This window comes from Myxococcus sp. MH1 (assembly GCF_059738865.1).
Genome location: NZ_AP026947.1, coordinates 3069536 through 3086474, shown reverse-complemented (window position 1 = coordinate 3086474; position 16939 = coordinate 3069536). Strand labels below are relative to the sequence as shown.

The following is a 16939-nucleotide window of genomic DNA, read 5'->3' as shown; positions in this document are numbered from 1 at the left end:
TCACTCAGTGGAGGCGGCGGGAATCGAACCCGCGTCCGAAAGCCTTCCGCTCTTCGACCCTACGTGCGTAGTCCGCGATTTGCTACGTCCCCAAGACTCCCACGGACGGGATTCCTGGAGCCGGTCCTGGATAGGTCTCGCCACCTCGGGTCCAGGCCCCCTCGGCAGCCAGCCCGCATTATGACGGTCGATCCCAACCCCACGGGCCGAGAGCTGGGGGACCGCGCACTAAGAGCTGTTTTTAGGCAGCCAGCGCGAGCTCAACGTTGTCGTTGGCTTTTGTGTCTTTGCCGGGTTGGATTTACGAGCTACCTGACAAGCTCGGCACGCGTCTCGAACTTCCTTGCCCCCGTCGAAACCAGGTCGCCCCCGGTAGTTGACTGCTTGCTCCACTGGCGGTCACCACGTCGACCGCGTCTTCTCCACATTAACCGCTGAAGCGCCCTCGTCAATCCTCCTGAGCGTCCACCAGCCCACGTTCCCGCACGCGTACGGACACTCACCCTCGAAGTCGCTTCCCCTCCCGCCGCACCCGCGTAGGGTCGCCCCCTCGCTCGGCCTGCGCCCTACCCGCGCCGCCCGAGCCCTCGAGGACACCGCATGAGACGACTCCTACCCCTCCTCCTCCTGCTCCTGGGCACCGCGCTCCCCGCGCTCGCGCAGCCCCAGGCCGCCTCCCAGGCGTTCCCCTACACCCTCAAGACGGAGAAGCTCGCCAACGGCCTCACCGTCGTGCGCGTGCCCTACCCGTCCCAGGGAATCGTCTCGTACGTCACCGTCGTCCGCGTCGGCTCGCGCAACGAGGTGGAGGCCGGCAAGACGGGCTTCGCCCACTTCTTCGAGCACATGATGTTCAAGGGGACGAAGCGTCACCCCGAAGGCGAGCGCGAGCGCATCCTCGGCACCTTCGGCTTCGACGACAACGCCTTCACCACCGACGACATCACCCTCTACTACTCGTACGGCCCCAGCGCCGGCCTGCCCTTCCTCATCGACATCGAGGCGGACCGCTTCCGAAACCTCGAGTACTCCGAGCCGTCCTTCCGCACCGAGGCCCTCGCCGTGCTCGGCGAGTACCACAAGAACGCCGCCGCCCCGTACCTCAAGATGGAGGAGGCCCTCAACGCCGCCGCCTTCACCAAGCACACGTACCGCCACACCACGCTCGGCTTCTACGACGACATCAAGGCCATGCCGGAGGCCTACCAGTACAGCCGCGACTTCTTCGAGCGCTGGTACACTCCCGACAACACGATGCTCTTCATCGTCGGTGACTTCGACGATGACCAGGTCATGAAGCTCGTGCGCGAGCACTACGGCCCGTGGGACCGCAAGACGGCCTCCATCCAGGTCCCCAAGGAGCCGCCGCAGACGCAGCCGCGCACCGCCCACGTCGACTGGCCCCAGCCCACCCAGCCGCGCCTGGTCCTCGCGTGGCACACGCCCGCGGCCTCCGCCAACACCTCCGACTCCGCGCTCCAGACGGTGCTCGTCGCCTACCTCGTCGGCCCCACCAGCCCCGCCTACAAGCAGCTCGTCCTCGACAAGCAGCTCGTCGAGGCCATCGGCAGCGACTACGTGGAGCACCGCGACCCGCACCTGTTCTCGCTCACCGCCACGCTCAAGAACGAGAAGGACTACGACCGCGTGCGCCTCGCTCTGCTCCAGGAGGTCAGCCGGCTCGCCGCGGGCAAGGTCGACGCCGCGCGCGTCAAGGCCATCCAGGACAACGCCCGCTACGGCGCGCTCATGGCGCTCCAGACGCCGCGCGACGTGGGCATCCAGCTGGGCTGGTACGCCGGCATCCTCGGCACGCCCGATGGCCTCCAGCGCCAGCTCGCCAACCTGGCCAAGGTGACGCCCGCGCAGCTCTCCGAGTTCGCCAAGCGCCACCTCAAGGCCACCAACCTCACCCTGCTCAGCCTCACCCCCAAGGTCTCCGACGCCGGAGGGACGAAGTGATGAAGACTCCTCGCCTGTTGTCCCTCGTCGCCCTCGCGTCCCTCGTCGGCTGCGCGTCCACGCCCAAGCCCTCACCCGTGCCGGAGGCGCCTCAGCCCACCACCGAGGCCCCCGCGCCCGAGGCCCCCGCCCAGGCGGCGAGCACGCCTCCCACCGAGGTCCCCGCGGTTCCGCTCCAGCAGCCCAAGCCCCTGGAGCTGGTCGTCCTCGCGCGCCCGGGCACGCCCATCGTCACGTTCCGGCTGGTGTTCCACTCGGGCTCCATCGACGACCCGAAGGGCAAGGAGGGCCTCACCGCGCTCACCGCCACGCTGATGGCCGAGGGCGGCACGCAGAAGCTCACCTCCGCGCAGCTCCTCGAGACGCTCTTCCCCATGGCCGCCGAGCTGGACGTCGCCACGGACAAGGAGTTCACCACCTTCTCCGGCCGCGTCCACAAGGACTTCCTGCCGCGCTACCTGGAGCTCTTCACCGACGTGCTGCTCGCGCCGCGGCTGGACCCGGCGGAGCTGGAGCGCCTGCGCGCCAACGCCATCAGCGACGTGGAGAACGGCCTGCGCAGCGCCAATGACGAGGGGCTCGGCAAGGTCGCCCTCGACGCGCTCCTCTACGAGGGCCACCCCTACGCCCACTACACCGGCGGCACCGTCCAGGGCCTCAAGGCGATCACCCTCGACGACGTGAAGGCCCACGCCCAGCGCGTCTTCACCCAGGACCGGCTCGTCGTCGGCCTGGCCGGCGCGGTGGACGATGCGCTCAAGGACTCGCTCCTGTCGCGTCTTGGGGGCCTGCCCGCCTCGGGTGCGCCGCGCGTGACGCTGCCCACCGTGCCCTCCACCGCCGGGCGCGCGGTCATCATCCAGAAGCAGACGCTCTCCACCGCGGTCAGCATGGGCTACGTCAATCCCGTGCGCCGCGGTGACCCGGACTTCTTCCCGCTCGCCTTCGCGCTGTCGCACCTGGGGGAGCACCGTCAGTCCATCGGCCTGCTCTTCACCGAGCTGCGTGAGAAGCGCGGCCTCAACTACGGCGACTACGCCTACGCCGAGCACTTCATCGAGGACCCGGGTACCACGTACAACCGCACCAACATCGCGCGCACGCAGCAGGACCTCACCGTGTGGCTGCGCCCGGTGGAGCCCGCCAACGGCATGTTCGCCACGCGCGGCGCCGTCTACTACCTGGAGCAGCTGGTCAACGAGCCCATTCCCCAGGAGCGCTTCGACCTGATGCGCGGCTTCCTCCAGGGCTACTCGCGCCTGTGGGAGCAGACGGACCCGCGCAGGCTCGGCTACGCCATCGACTCGCTCTTCTACGGGACGCCGAACTACCTGGAGCAGTACCGCCAGGCCCTCACGAAGATGACGCCCCAGTCCGTGCAGGAGGTGCTGCGCCGCCGGCTGCACCCGAGCGCGCTGTCCTTCGCGTTCGTCACCCAGGACGCGAAGGGGCTCGCCGACGCGCTGCGCGCAAGCCCGCCGTCCCCCATCACCTACGCGTCCGACAAGTCGCCCGAGCTTCTGGAAGTGGACAAGTCCATCGTCCCCTTCAAGCTCCCCGTCCGAGCGGACGCCGTCACCATCGTTCCCGCGCAGTCATTCATGGAGAAGTAGCGCGAGGCTGTATTTCGGCCCGAGGGGTGGGTCATTTGTTTCCGCCCCTCGGGAGCCGATGGTATGAGCTGCCATCATGCGAGGCACCAGCTCCGGCCCTTTCTCCTGGTGGCGGCCCCTGCGCAGCTCCGTCGCCCGACTCGCCCTGCTCGGCCTCGTTCTGGCCTCGGTAGCGGCCCACGCTCAAACAGACCCCTTCACGCGCGGCTTCGACGCCGTGCCCAACAAGCCGACCACCGCGCAGAACAGCGGCATCGCGCTCGAGGGCACCTACAGCGGTGAGCCCGTGGGCAGCTTCCGCGGCGCGCTGCTGTTCGACTTCAACTGGCGAATCCTCGCCCTGAAGCTCGGCGACGAGAAGCTCGGCGACCTGCTGCCGTACCGGCTCGATGCGCACCTGCTGTTCGCCTATCAGCTCCACGAGCGGTTGGAGATTGGCGTCGACCTGCCCGTCACCCTCCTGCAGGGCGACAACTTCCAGCTGCTGCGGGACGCGCTCGACGCGCCGAACTTCCCGGGCGCGGCGGGCGTCAGCCGCACCACGCTCGGGGACATCCGCGTGGTGCCTCGCGTGCACCTGTTGGACCGCGAGAAGTTCCCGGTGGGCCTGTCGCTCATCGCGGAGGTCCGCGCGCCCACCGGCTCCGCGGACAGCTTCACGGGTGAGCGCGGCTTCCTGTTCGCGCCGCGCCTGGCGGTGGAGCAGCGCTTCGAGGTGCTCCCCATCCCCATCCGCGTCGTCGGCAACGCGGGCGTGCGGATCCGCAAGGAGGCCCAGTACCTCAACCTGCTCGTGGATGACGAGCTGACGCTCGGCGGTGGTGTCATCGCGGAGCTGCCGAACATGGGCCGCTTCACGGACGTGCAGGCCACGGCCGAGATGCACATCGCCACGCCGCTGGTGCGCCCGTTCAACTTCGACCAGTCCGACACGCTCAAGACGCCGTGGGAGGTGCTCGTGGGCGCCCGCACGAAGGTCTGGGGCAACTGGGGGCTGGAGCTGAACGTGGGGCGCGGCATCAACCTCACCACGGGCTACGGGCGCGAGGCGCTGCGCGTGATGTTCGGGCTGCGCTACGACCAGAGCTTCGTGGACTCGGATGGAGACAACGTGCCCGACAACCGGGACCGCTGCCCCAACGAGCCCGAGGACAAGGACGGGTTCATGGACAGCGATGGCTGCCCGGACCCGGACAACGACGACGACGGCATCGTGGACGGCGAGGACAGCTGCCCCAACGTGAAGGGGACGAAGGAGCTCAAGGGCTGCCCCGAGGTGGACACCGACGGCGACGGAATCACCGACCAGTTCGACAAGTGTCCGGACAAGCCCGGCCCGAAGGACTACGACGGCTGCCCGGACACGGACGGCGACGAGGTGCCCGACAACGAGGACGACTGCCCCGACATGTTCGGCCCGCCGGAGAACAACGGCTGCCCGTTCGACTCGCCGCCGTACGTGTTCGTCGAGTCGGACCGCATCCGCATCAAGGGCAACGTGCTGTTCGAGACGGGCTCGGCCGTCATCCAGAAGCGCTCGTATCCGCTGCTGGACGAGGTGGCCACGGTGCTGCGGAAGAATCCCACGCTCGGGCCGGTGCTCATCGAAGGGCACACGGACAACCGCGGCTCGCGGCAGCTCAACATGGGCTTGTCGGACAAGCGTGCTCGCTCGGTGCTCGAGTACCTGGTGGGCAAGGGCATCGACCGCAAGCGCTTGAGCTCGGAGGGCTTCGGCTTCGACAGGCCCATCTCGACGAACGACACCGCGCTGGGTCGCGCGAAGAACCGCCGCGTCGACTTCCGCCTCATCCGCTCCGAGGTGGAGACCGAGGGTCGGGAGACCGTCGTCCCCGCGGGACAGCAGCCTCCGGCGGGCAAGGAGGCTCCGGCGACGAAGCCTCCCGAAGGTGGCGCGAAGAGCGCGCCCGCGACGAAGACTCCTGACAGTGCGGCGAAGAGTGCGCCTGCTCCGGCGACGAAGCCTCCTGAGAGTTCTTCGAAGCCTGCGCCCGCGACGGCTCCTGCGGCGAAGACGGCGCCGGCTGCGGCTCCGCCTGCGACGAAGCCTCCCGAGGATGCTTCGAAGACGGCTCCGGCGACCAAGGCACCGGAGAGCACCCCGAAGCCGGCGACTCCAGGGAAGTAACCCGCCTCACTCGCGGCGCCGCGAGACCTCAGCGTCTCGCGGTGCGCCGCGTGTTCAGGGGCGTTGCTCGATGCATCCGAGCCGGCGCATTCATCCCGTGCGCCGCAGCGCAGTCCTGCCTGCGCGTCCGCTCGCTGCTTCCGCGTGGGCGCGTTCGTCCCGAGCGCAGCAATCTTGCTTGCGCATCCGCTCGTTGCACCCACGTGGGCTCGTCGTCCCGAGCGCCGCGGTCCTGCCTACACATCCGCTCGTGGCCCCCTCATCGGCGCGTTCGTCCCGAGCATTGCGGTCCTGCTCGCGCATCCGCGTGTTGCGCGCGTGAGGCATCACGCTGAGCGCCGCGCCCCAGCCAGCGCCCGTCGAGGCATCCACGAGGGACGCCAGGCCCTCCCCCGCTACTGCTGCTTGAGCGCCCGCTCGATGCGCCGGCGCAGGGCGTCCTCGGACAGGGCGCCGCGCTGCGCGTCCGTCACCTTGCCCTCGCGGTCCAGGAAGTAGAGCGTCGGCAGCGCGTTCACTTCGAAAGCCCGCGCCATGTCGTCGTCCGCGTAGACGACGTAGGGCTTCAGGTCCGGCAGGTGACGGCGGATGAAGTTGTCCACCAGCTTCGGCGCCATGTCGCCGTCGTCACGACTCGCCGCCAGGAAGACCAGCCCCTGCGACTCGTACTCCTTCGCCAGCTTCACCAGCGCCGGCATCTCCTCGCGACACGGCGGACACCACGTCGCCCAGAAGTCCAACATCACCACCTGGCCCCGCAGCTCCTCCAGCTTCAACACGCCGCCCTCGTGGCGCTTCATCTCGAACGAGGGCGCCGCCGCGCCATCCGGCACGAGCTGCGAGCGCCGCGCCTCCAGCACGCCCAGGTACACCACCCCCGCCAGCCCCAGTCCGGCGAGCAGGGCCATGAACACCTTCGTCCCCACGCCCGTCGGCTTCATGGGCGGCGGCGCGCCGATTCCTTGCTGCGTCACGAAAATCCACTCCTGGTCAGGCGGTCATGCACCTGCCTCAACATCCAGCGCACTCCGCTCCGCGCCACCGGCCTGCGTGACACCCACCGCGCCACGTCCGGGCCGAAGCGATAGTAGCCACGGATGAACCCGCGCCCGAGCACACTCTTCCTGAGCACGTCGTCCCGGTACGCCCGGAACGCCACCAGCTCCGGCGCGCCCTCACCGAACGCCACCGTCGCCACGAAACACGAGGACGCCGGACTCACCCACATGAGCCGCTGGTTGGTGAGGTTCACCACCACCTTCAGCTCCCGCGCCTCCGTGTACAAGAAGCCGAGCAAATCCCTGCGCGCCGCGGGGAACTCCTGTCCGCTCGCCTCCTCGAACTCGATGCGCGACGAGTTGGTGGAGCCCACCTCGTCCACCGTGAAGAAGTAGCGCTTCGAGCTGCGCCGGACCTCCACCTCCAACCCGCGCAGCTCCCCGAAGTACGCGAGGAACGGCGTGCCGCACACCGGGCACACGAAGCGGTTGTACGCGTGGTTCGTCAGGAAGGCGTAGTCCCCCACCCGCTTGCACCCGGTGTTCGGGCACACCAGCTTCACGCTCGCCTGCGGCGCGGGCCGGGGGTCGTACCGCGAGCCTCCCGACGTCTTGTCGAACACCGGCGGAGGCCGTGGCGGTGACGTCACCAGGTGCCGCGTCGGATGCGCCGCGCGCTCCAGCTCCTGCGCGCGTCGCCACGCGGTCTCCGCCGCCTCCAGTCGCCCGCCCGCCGTGTGACACAGGGCCTCGCCGTGCGCGAGCAGCGCCGCCACCAGCTTCTCCAGCGCGGGCGCCATCGAGGGCTCACGCCCCGCGGCGAGCGCCTCCGCCAACACCTTCTCCATCTCCGGCAACAACGCCTGGGCGGCCTTGCGCGAAGGGTCCTCGGCCCGTCGGTACACGGGGGGCTCGGGGATGCGGGTGAACAACGCCGACGCGGACGCCCGGATACGCTCCACCACCGCGTCTCCACGTCCCACGTCCATCTGCGCCGCCCGCGTCCGGGCGGCCTGGAAGAGTTCTTCGGGCTGCAAGCCCGCGGACATTAAGTGTCGTCCGCCCCCCTGTCAGCGCGGATGACACACCCCCGGTCGGAAACTGGCCACGCGCCGCCGCCTCATGTAAGACGACGTGGGAGGCTGTGAGCATGGGAGCTTTGAAGTTCATCGTCTGGACGGCTTGCGCGGTGGGGCTCGGCATCTTCCTGTCGTCGGGGCAGGTGGACGGCAGGACGCCGCTGCAGCACATGGAGCGGACCTGGAAGCGCGCCGTGAAGCCCGACACCGTTGATCGGATGAAGGAGGGGCTGGAGGACGCGTACGAGGACGCCAAGGGCGCTGTCTCGCGGTCGACGGATGCGGCCCCGCGCGAGCGGATCACCGCGGAGGACCGCGCGGCGGTCAACCGAATCATCGCCCAGAAGAAGTAGCCTGGCGGACAGGCCCGCTTCCGCGACACGACTCCCCTCCCTAGGTTGCACCCGGTGGATGGGCGGCGTCGGGGCGGAGGTGGGGCATGAACGGGGCTCCTTTCAACAGATTCGTCATTCTTGGCGCGCTCGTGTGCGCGCTGGCCACACCGGCGGAGGCCGCCGGTCGCGGCCGGCTGTGGCTCGAGGCGCAGAATCGTTCGCTGAACAACCAGCGAGCCACCCTGAGCGAGGTGGCCCGACGGGCCATGCCCTCGGTGGTCTCCATCACCACGCGGCAGCTCAGTGACGAGACGCCCGCGGGCGAGGAGCCCCAGAAGGGCATCGGCTCGGGCTTCATCATCCACGCGGACGGCTACATCCTCACCAGCGCGCACGTGGTGGAGGGCGCCTCCGAGGTCATGGTCTCCGTCATGCACCCGCGCGGCTACGCGGAGGAGTACCTGGCCCGGGTGGTGGGCGAGGACAACCGCACCGACTGCGCGCTGTTGAAGATCGAGGCGCCGCGCCGGCTGCCGGTGCTCAAGCTCGCCTCCGCGTCGCACGTGCGCTCGGCGGACTGGATTGTCGTCATCGGCAATCCGTTCGGCCTGTCCCACTCGGTGACGGTGGGCGTGGTCAGCTACATGGGCCGCACGGACGTGACGCCCAACGGGCGCGACGGCGACTTCGACTACATGCAGATGGACGCCTCCATCAACCCGGGCAACTCGGGTGGCCCCGTGCTGGACCTGCACGGCGACGTGGTGGCGGTGGCCAACGCGGTGAACGTCGCGGGCCAGGGCATCGGCTTCGCCATCCCCATCGACATCGCGAAGACGGTGATTCCGCAGCTCAAGGCCCACGGGCGTGTGCGCCGGGGCTGGCTGGGCATCAGCGTGCAGGACTTCTCGCCGGAGGTGGCCGAGGAGTTCAACCTCCGCCAGGGCCCGGGCGTGGTGGTGACGGAGGTGGTGGAGGGCGGCCCGGGCGAGCGCGCCGGCCTGCACAGCGGGGATGTCATCGTCGGGCTCGACACCCGGCGCGTGAAGCGCGCGCACACGCTGCGCTGGCAGGTGGCGGCCCGGGGCGTGGGCCATGACGTGCGGCTGCGCGTCAACCGGCTGGGCAAGCCCCTGTACCTCAAGGTGAAGCTGGAGGAGATGCCGACCGAGCAGCCCGCCACCGCGCTGGCCGCCCACCGTCAGGGACGCCGGCCCGCCGGGGCCCAGTCCGTGCTGGACGACCTGCTGTCGCCCGTGCCCCGGAAGAAGGTGCAGTCGCCAGCGGCGCCGGAAGTCGAGCCGGACGGCTGGGGTTCCGAAGACGGCGCTCCGGCGCCCTGAGGCCGCCCCGAGCCCACACGGGTCTTCCCGCGTGTCCTTGCGTTCGGGTGGCATGGGCGCTAGACAGTGCGCCTTTTTCGTACCCGGCGGTTGGTCCACCCCGTGTGGCGCCGCGGTTCTCGCATCGTTTCGCAGGAGAGTTCCACAATGGCCGAGGCCACCCCGACGACCCAGAAGAAGCTCACCCACTGGCCGCGCACCGCGAAGGGCGGCGGCAAGAAGGCGTGCACCATCGAGGGCTGCAAGCGCCCCTACCGCGCCAAGAACTACTGCTTCTTCCACTTCAAGCAGTGGCGCCAGGGCGACCTGCCCCACTCGCGCTACCGCACCTGCTCCAAGCCGGAGTGCCGCATCAAGACGTTCAAGGCCGGCCTGTGCGAGAAGCACCACGGCGAGACGTTCAAGAAGGACGCGGCGTAAGTCGTCCGCATCCGGCGCCGGGGGCGCGTGTCTCCCTCTCATGCAGGGAGCAGTCCCCCGCGCCACCGCGGCCTTATCGTGCTGGAAGGACGTGAGCTCCGCTCCGCCTCGCACCGGGTCCGCCGCACCGAATCCCACACAGCATCCCGAAGAGGCTTCCGCCGGACACCTCGGACCTCAGGGCTCGCGTCCGCGCGCGCCGAAAGCCCGGTGTCGTGAGGTCCACGCGCGCCGCGTCACCCGGGTGCGCCCGGTGGTGTCCGTCCTCGCACACCCGCCTCTCGAGGTGCGCGCAGCGACGACGCCTGACGACGGGCGTCGAGCGCCCACATCGCGTCATGGCGAACGGTGGAGTGGCTCCGCGGTGCGGGCGGGGCGGCAGTGACCCGTCCTCGGGAAACGAGGCGGGAAGATTCCCTGGCGGGCACGTTGGGAGCACGACACCGGAGAGATGCTCCCTTGGACGCATGCCGCCGAGTTTCGCTGGTTGATCCTGAAGCAGATCGGTATATTCCCGCCCGTATGCGTCGCTGGCTCCCTGGGTTGCTCCTCTCGCTCGTCTCGGTCCTCACCGCTTGTGGCGGTGCGGGGACACCCGCGCGCGCGACGATGAGCGTCCGTCAGGCCCTGACGCATCCGCCCGAGTTCATGGAGTTCGAGTCCCCCGCCACGCGCCTGGAGATGTTCCGCGAGGTGGCGAGGCAGTCGGACCTGGAGGCCGGGCAGGCGGCGCAGGCGCTGGTGCTCTTCCCCATCAGCCAGGACGGCGAGCTGCTCGCGGCTCCGGGCTTCGACGCGCGCATGGACCTGTTCCAGGCGCCGGACGCGGGCAAGGGGCTGCAGCTGGTGCTGGAGGCCCGGGCGGGCGAGCGTTGGCCGGAAGACCGCCGCGAGAGCCTGCAGGGGCTGTCCGAGCGGGAGGCGGCGGAGCTGGTGGCCCGCACGCTGCTCGCGCACTGGGGCATCCAGCCCGAGAGTGCGGTGCAGGTGGACCGCGCATCCGGAGCGCCCTACGCGGTCGCCTACGTGGACGGCATCCTGCGCATCAACCCGGCCTTCCTCTACCTGGCGGCGGCCTACGGTCCTGCTTCCATGCCGGCCGCGCTCCAGTAGAGTCCCGCGCCCGAAGCAGCCCCCTCTCCCTGCTGGACCTTCACCTTCCCGAGGGGCGGGCCGCGAGGCGCCTTTGAATACCTCCGCACTTCACGCTCAGCTTCCCCTCACGCTCCGGCAGGTGGATCTGCCGGCGCTCGGCCAGCACTACCGCGGCAAGGTCCGTGACACGTACCGGCAGGGCGACAGCCTGGTCCTGGTGACGACGGACCGGCTCTCCGCGTTCGACCACGTGCTCACCACCATCCCCTTCAAGGGCGAGGTGCTCAACCGGCTCGCGGCCTTCTGGTTCGAGCGCACGAAGCACATCTGCCCCAACCACGTGCTCGACGTGCCGGACGCCAACGTCACCGTGGCGCGCGCCTGCACGCCCTTCACGGTGGAGGTGGTGATTCGCGGCTACCTCACCGGCAGCCTGTGGCGCGACTACGAGAAGGGCACGCACACCGCCTACGGCCTGCCCTTCCCAGAGGGCCTGCGCAAGGACGAGGCCTTCCCCACGCCCATCATCACCCCGTCCACCAAGGCCGAGTACGGCCAGCACGACGAGCCCATCTCCGAGCAGGAGCTCCTGGCGCGCGGGCTCGCCAGCCCTCGTGACTGGGCGCGAATCACCGAGGCGGCGCGGGGCCTGTTCCAGGAGGGCCAGAAGTGGGCGCGCACGCGGGGCCTCATCCTGGTCGATACCAAGTACGAGTTCGGCAAGGTGGGCGACGACATCTTCGTCATCGACGAGATGCACACCCCGGACTCCAGCCGCTACTGGGTGGCGGACGAGTACGAGGCCCGCTTCGCCAGGGGCGAGGACCAGCGCATGCTGGACAAGGAGAACATCCGCCAGTGGCTCATCCGCGAGCGCGGCTTCTCCGGCCAGGGCACGCCGCCGCCCATCCCCGATGACGTCCGCGTGGAGCTGGCCACCAAGTACGTGGCCGCCTTCGAGCAGATCACCGGCACGTCGCTGACGCTCGAGCCGGGCAACGTACACGAGCGCATCGAGCGGAACCTGCGCCAGAAGGGCTACCTCAAGTAGCCCCTCCAGCGCGCGGCCGGGAGCGACCTACTCGCTCCGGCCGAAGACGCGGCGGAAGATGTCGTCCATGTGCCGCGTGTGGTAGCCCGGGGAGAAGCAGTCGTTGATCTCCTCGGGCGTCATCATCTTGAGCAGGTCCGCGTCCGCGAGCAGCGCCTGCCGGAAGTCCACGCCCTGCTCGTAGAGCTTCATCGCGTTGCGCTGGACGATGACGTAGGCGGCCTGCCGGTCCATGCCCTTGCGCGCCAGCTCCAACAGCAGCCGCTGCGAGTTCACCACGCCGCCGAGCAGGTCCAGGTTCTTCTTCATCTGCTCGGGGTAGACGCGCAGGTCCTCCATGAGCCGCGCGAAGCGCACCAGCATGAAGTCCGCGAGGATGGTGGCGTCCGGGCCGATGACGCGCTCCACGGACGAGTGCGAGATGTCGCGCTCGTGCCACAGCGCCACGTCCTCCATGGCGCTCACCGCGTAGCCGCGGAGCAGGCGCGCCAGTCCCGTGAGGTTCTCCGAGAGGATGGGGTTTCGCTTGTGGGGCATCGCGCTGGAGCCCTTCTGCCCGGCGGTGAAGGGCTCCTCCGCCTCGCGCACCTCGGTGCGCTGCAGGTGGCGGATCTCCACCGCGAACTTCTCGATGCTCGCGCCGAGCAGCGCCAGCGCCGTGAAGAACTCCGCGTGCCGGTCACGCTGCACCACCTGGCTGGAGGCGGGGGCGTGCTTCAGGCCCAGCTTCGCGCAGACGCGCTCCTCCACGGCCGGAGGCAGGTGCGCGAAGGTGCCCACCGCGCCGGAGATCTTCCCCACGGCGATGCTCTCACGCGCGTGGAGCAGGCGCGTGCGCGCGCGGCCCAGCTCGTCGTACCAGATGGCCAGCTTGTGGCCGAACGTCACCGGCTCCGCGTGGATGCCGTGGCTGCGGCCCATCTGCAGCGTGTGCTTGTGCTCGAAGGCGCGCTTCTCCACCGCCGACCTCACCCGCTCCAGGTCCTGGAGGATGAGGTCCACCGCGTCGCGCAGCGTCAGCGCCAGCGCCGTGTCCAGCACGTCCGAGGACGTCATGCCCAGGTGCAGCCAGCGCGCGCTGGGCCCCACCCGCTCCTCCATGAAGGTGAGGAAGGCGATGACGTCGTGCTTGGTCGTGCGCTCGATGTCCTCGATGCGCGCGGCGTCCTCGGGGGTGAAGTCCCCGGCGCGCGCGACGCAGTCCTCCAGCGCCTCGCGAGGGGCCAGCCCCGCCTCCACCATCCCCTCCAGCGCGGCGAGCTCCACGTCCCGCCAGCGGCGGTAGCGGGCCACGTCGGACCAGAGGTTGGACATCTCCTGTCGGCTGTATCGCGGAATCACTCGTAGACCTTCACGGCAAAGTCCTTCCGCGCCGCGAACCGGAGCAGCTCCAGTACGGACTCGGAGGACGGACCCAACTTCCTGGCGGTGCTGAGGTTGACGGACAGGTCCAACCCCTCGGGCTGCGCCACCGCCAGCGCTCCCGGGTCGACCTTCTCGTGGATGATGCGGTTGGCCAGCCGGCCCGCCTGCAGACCGATGGTCAGCGGGCTGGGGGACAGGGCCAGCGTGGCGCCCTCCTTCACCTGGCTGGGGGTGAGCGCGACGAGCGGCAGCCGCTTCGCGTGCGTGAAGGCGATGAGCTCCTGCACCACGGCCGCGTTGCCCACCGTCTTGTCAGCCACCATCAGCATCGCGTCGACCCGGCCCGCGGCGCCCTCGAGCGCCTTGGCCACCTTGCCCGGCGAGTCCACCTCCAGCGCGAGGATGGACAGGCCCCGCGCGGCGGCGGCGGCCTGCGCCAGCGCCACCGTGCTCGCGGAGAAGCGCGGGTCGTGCACCATGCCTACGCGCTTGGCCTTGGGCGCCACCGCGAGCAGCCCCTCCAGCTCCGGCCCCAGGTCACTGGTGAGCGAGATGCCGGTGACGTTGGGGCCCTCCAGGCCGTACTTCTCGTAGTACGGCACCATGGCGAAGAGGACGGGCACGTCCTCGCCCAGCGAGCGGCGGGCGGCGTTGGCGGCCAGCGGGCCCAGCGCCAGGATGAGCGCCGGCTTCTGCGCCGCCAGCTTCTTGAAGATGCGCGCGGCCGCGCCCGGACTCTCGTCGAGCGTCATCTCCTGGACCTCGGCGCGCGCCTCCGCGGAGAAGCCCGCGAGCAGCGAGGTGTAGGGCGCCAGGTTGGCGGACTTCACCGCCACCACCTGCGGACGGCCGCCCTTCTGGGCCCAGGCCAGCGCGGGCGCCAGACAGAGCAGGAGCGCGAGGGCCAGGCGGCTCATGGCTGCGTGCTCGTGCAGCAGCGGAAGCCCACCGTGGCGGAGGCCTTCTCGGGAGGGCCGAAGGCGCGCGCGCTGCAGCGCGACTCCTCGTAGTGCTGGTTGAAGGCGCCGCCCCGCTGGACGACCCCCTTCTGCCCGATTCGGGCCGAGGTCCACTCGGCCGCGTTGCCGGAGAGGTCCACCACCCCATAGCCCGACACGCAGCCGGGGTGTGCCCCAGAGGGAGCGAGCGCCGTCTCCGACTCGACCCGATTGACCTTGGCGTTGCACGTGCCCTGAACGTAATCGTTGCCGTGCGGGAAGCGCGCGTGGCCCGGTCCCTTGCATGCCTTCTCCCACTCGTCCTCGCTGCACAGGCGCTTGCCCCCGGCCTCGCACAGCGACTTGGCCTTCTCCCAGGTGACGCTCACCGTGGGGAGCGCGCCCGACTGGTTCGGGTGCTCGAACTCGTCGATGCAGAAGGAGGGCAGCTGGACGCTCTCCTGGTCGGGCTCGTCCACCTTCGCCAGGTTGTCCAGCTTGGACTTGCCTCGCCGGAAGGCGCCACCACTCACCAGCCGCATCTCCGGCGGACACTTGTCCGCGAGCGCGACGACGGGTGGCGCGTCCACGTCAGTGCCCGGGTTCCCCGTCGCGAGCGCCGACGGGACCGGCGCCTGGGCCTTCGCGGCCTGACGCGCCTCCCAGTAGCGCAGGAACAGGAAGCCACCGCCACCGCCCAGCGCGAGCCCGCCGACAATCAGCACCGCCATCCACACGAACATGGAGCGACGCCGCGCGGACGAGGACTTCTGGGGCCGGGTGGCGCGCTGGGTGGGCGCGATACGCGGCCCCGTGCGAGCGCCCGACATCGACGGGGAGCCATCGAGGGAGCGCGGCGCGGTGCGGGCGCCGGACATCGCGGGCGTGGTCTCCAACGTGCGGGCCGTCCGGATGCTCGGCACCGGCACCGCCGGCGCCGCGTCCAGCGTGCGCGCCAGCGGTCTGCCCGCGGGCGCGGCGCGGGGCCCCGAGTCGGAAGGCCCGGGCTCCTGCTCCTCCCCCGACGACGGCGCCCGCTGCGACGAGCGGGGCTGCGCCGAGGCCGCCTGCCCCAAGCCCCGTGGCGCCGGCCGCGCCGAGGGCTGCCCCGGCTGCGAGGGCTCCGCGGCCGGGGAGCGCGCGAAGATGATGGACTCCGGCGAGCCTCGTGCCCCCGCCGGAGCGGAGGGCTCCGCGGCGGACGAGCGCGCGAAGATGACCGGCTCCGACGCGCCTCGCGACCCCGCGACGGGGGCCGGCTCCGCGGCCGGGGAGCGCGCGAAGATGATGGACTCCGGCGAGCCCCGGGCGCCCGCGGGAGGCTCGGCGCGCGCGGACTCCGTGGCGGCCTTCGCCGCGGACGCGGTGATGAACGGCAGCGCCTGCTCGGTGAGGTGTTGATGGGACGCGGTGGGATTGGCGCCGATGATGGCGGCGAGCGTCGCGGCGTCGAGCGGCTGGGTGGCGTCCGGCGGAGGCGGCTCCTCCTCGTGCGACGTGGCCCGGGGCGGGATGCTCACGCTGCCCGTGGCCGCCGGCATCATGCCCGTGGGCACCGGCGGCGGAGGCCGGGCCGACATGCGGATGGCCGCGGCCTGCGCTGAGCCCGAGGGCGGAGGCACGCCACGCACGCGCGTGACGACGGCGGGCGGGGAGCGCGAGAGGATGCTGGCGAACTCGGCGTGCAGCTCGCCGGCCGACTTCGGCCGCGCCAGCGGATTGATGTTGAGCGCGCGGCGGTAGAGCGCCTCGAAGGAGGTGGGCAGGTCCGGGTGCAGCGACGTCAGCCCCGGAACCACGCCCTCGGTGGGGACCAGGCCGGTGAGCATCTCGCCCATGATGACGCCCAGCGAGTACACGTCCATGCGCGTGTCCAGCTCACCGCCCGCGACGTACTCCGGAGCGATGTAGACCTCCGCGCGGTGGCTCTTCTGCGCCTGGACGAAGGGCAGCTGCGGCACGGCGAGCCCCAGGCCGTAGTCCGTCACCTTCAGCAGGTCCGGCAGGACGATGACGTTCTCGGGCTTGAGGTCGGAGTGCGGGCCGAAGCGGTGGGCCGCGTCGAGCGCCGCCGCCATCTGCGCGAGCAGCGGCTCCACGTCCTTGAGCGAGAAGAGCTGCCCGCGCGAGGCGCGCTGCTCCATCATCCGCCGCAGCGTCATGCCCTCCAGGAGCTGCATGGTGAAGAAGGGCCGCTCGCCGTCGAGCCCCTCCTCGTAGACGCGCAGCAGGTTCGGGTGGTTGAGCTTCTTGCCCACCCGCATGGAGAACGAGAACTGGGTGCGCTCCTCGGGCTGCTGGACCAGGCGCGGGTGCACCGTCTTCAGGGCGACCTCGACGTCGATCTCCTGGTCCTGCGCGCGGAAGACGAAGCCCATGGGGCCGGAGCCCACCACCTCCTGGATGGCGTAGCGGCCGGCGAGGACGTCCCCCGGCTTGTAGGGGGCGCCTTCCAATCCACGCTTGCGAGCGACGCCGGCCGCCTGGCGAGCGGTCGCGTCGTACTTCATCCCGCAGGTGGGACAGGTGTCGGTCGTCTCGGGGACGTGGCTGCCGCAGCGGTAGCAGAGCAAAGCAGTCGGACTCCAGGG

At 70.4% G+C, this 16939-nt stretch carries 13 protein-coding genes and 1 other RNA gene; 8 read left to right on the top strand and 6 right to left on the bottom strand.

Annotation, left to right across the window (positions count from 1 at the left end; all coding sequences use genetic code 11):
- Positions 1 to 5: 5 nt before the first annotated feature.
- Positions 6 to 371, bottom strand: a transfer-messenger RNA (tmRNA) gene (ssrA, locus tag AC6JA9_RS12665).
- A 229-nt stretch (positions 372 to 600) separates the two neighbouring features.
- Here ssrA and AC6JA9_RS12660 point away from each other — a divergent pair.
- The 3 genes from AC6JA9_RS12660 (at position 601) to AC6JA9_RS12650 (ending at position 5724) form a co-directional block, all read left to right on the top strand.
- Positions 601 to 1962, top strand: a complete 1362-nt coding sequence (locus AC6JA9_RS12660) for a M16 family metallopeptidase (protein WP_223748807.1) — start codon at positions 601 to 603, stop codon at positions 1960 to 1962.
- A complete protein-coding gene (locus AC6JA9_RS12655; protein WP_497959774.1) occupies positions 1962 to 3575 on the top strand; it encodes a M16 family metallopeptidase in 1614 nt (537 codons plus the stop codon). Before AC6JA9_RS12660 ends, AC6JA9_RS12655 begins: the two co-directional genes overlap by 1 nt.
- 76 nt (positions 3576 to 3651) lie before the next feature.
- Positions 3652 to 5724: an OmpA family protein gene (locus AC6JA9_RS12650; RefSeq protein WP_497959773.1), complete on the top strand. Its 2073-nt coding sequence runs from the start codon at positions 3652 to 3654 to the stop codon at positions 5722 to 5724.
- Positions 5725 to 6119: 395 nt separating this feature from the next.
- Here AC6JA9_RS12650 and AC6JA9_RS12645 read toward each other — a convergent pair whose 3' ends face one another.
- Positions 6120 to 6665, bottom strand: a complete 546-nt coding sequence (locus tag AC6JA9_RS12645; RefSeq protein ID WP_223748975.1) for a TlpA family protein disulfide reductase — start codon at positions 6663 to 6665, stop codon at positions 6120 to 6122.
- A 29-nt stretch (positions 6666 to 6694) separates the two neighbouring features.
- Positions 6695 to 7771 (bottom strand): BRcat domain-containing protein, encoded by a 1077-nt coding sequence (locus AC6JA9_RS12640; protein ID WP_141332872.1) that lies wholly within the window; start codon positions 7769 to 7771, stop codon positions 6695 to 6697.
- 101 nt (positions 7772 to 7872) lie between these two features.
- Between AC6JA9_RS12640 and AC6JA9_RS12635 the strand changes: the two genes are divergently transcribed.
- From AC6JA9_RS12635 to AC6JA9_RS12615, 5 genes are all read left to right on the top strand, one after another.
- A complete protein-coding gene (locus AC6JA9_RS12635) occupies positions 7873 to 8154 on the top strand; it encodes a hypothetical protein (RefSeq protein ID WP_046712255.1) in 282 nt (93 codons plus the stop codon).
- Between the two features lie 86 nt (positions 8155 to 8240).
- Entirely contained in the window at positions 8241 to 9479 is a 1239-nt protein-coding gene (locus AC6JA9_RS12630) for a S1C family serine protease (RefSeq protein WP_497959770.1), read from the top strand.
- A 147-nt stretch (positions 9480 to 9626) separates the two neighbouring features.
- The gene (locus AC6JA9_RS12625) at positions 9627 to 9899 is read left to right on the top strand and encodes a vegetative protein (protein WP_497959768.1); all 273 of its coding nucleotides are present in this window, start codon (positions 9627 to 9629) and stop codon (positions 9897 to 9899) included.
- A gap of 522 nt (positions 9900 to 10421) precedes the next feature.
- Positions 10422 to 11012 (top strand): hypothetical protein, encoded by a 591-nt coding sequence (locus AC6JA9_RS12620; RefSeq protein ID WP_141329868.1) that lies wholly within the window; start codon positions 10422 to 10424, stop codon positions 11010 to 11012.
- A 73-nt stretch (positions 11013 to 11085) separates the two neighbouring features.
- Positions 11086 to 12045 carry a phosphoribosylaminoimidazolesuccinocarboxamide synthase gene (locus AC6JA9_RS12615; RefSeq protein ID WP_473569522.1) on the top strand — a complete coding sequence of 320 codons (960 nt, stop codon included), beginning with the start codon at positions 11086 to 11088 and terminating at the stop codon, positions 12043 to 12045.
- Between the two features lie 27 nt (positions 12046 to 12072).
- Here AC6JA9_RS12615 and purB read toward each other — a convergent pair whose 3' ends face one another.
- From purB to AC6JA9_RS12600, 3 genes are read right to left on the bottom strand one after another with little or no spacing between them, the layout of a single operon-like run.
- Positions 12073 to 13386, bottom strand: coding sequence for an adenylosuccinate lyase (gene purB / locus AC6JA9_RS12610; protein WP_497959766.1), 1314 nt, complete (start codon positions 13384 to 13386; stop codon positions 12073 to 12075).
- On the bottom strand, positions 13383 to 14327 hold the full coding sequence (locus AC6JA9_RS12605; RefSeq protein WP_223748801.1) for an ABC transporter substrate-binding protein: 945 nt from the start codon (positions 14325 to 14327) through the stop codon (positions 13383 to 13385). The genes purB and AC6JA9_RS12605 overlap by 4 nt, the downstream gene beginning before the upstream one ends.
- Positions 14324 to 16921, bottom strand: coding sequence for a protein kinase domain-containing protein (locus AC6JA9_RS12600; RefSeq protein WP_497959764.1), 2598 nt, complete (start codon positions 16919 to 16921; stop codon positions 14324 to 14326). Before AC6JA9_RS12600 ends, AC6JA9_RS12605 begins: the two co-directional genes overlap by 4 nt.
- Positions 16922 to 16939 lie beyond the last annotated feature (18 nt).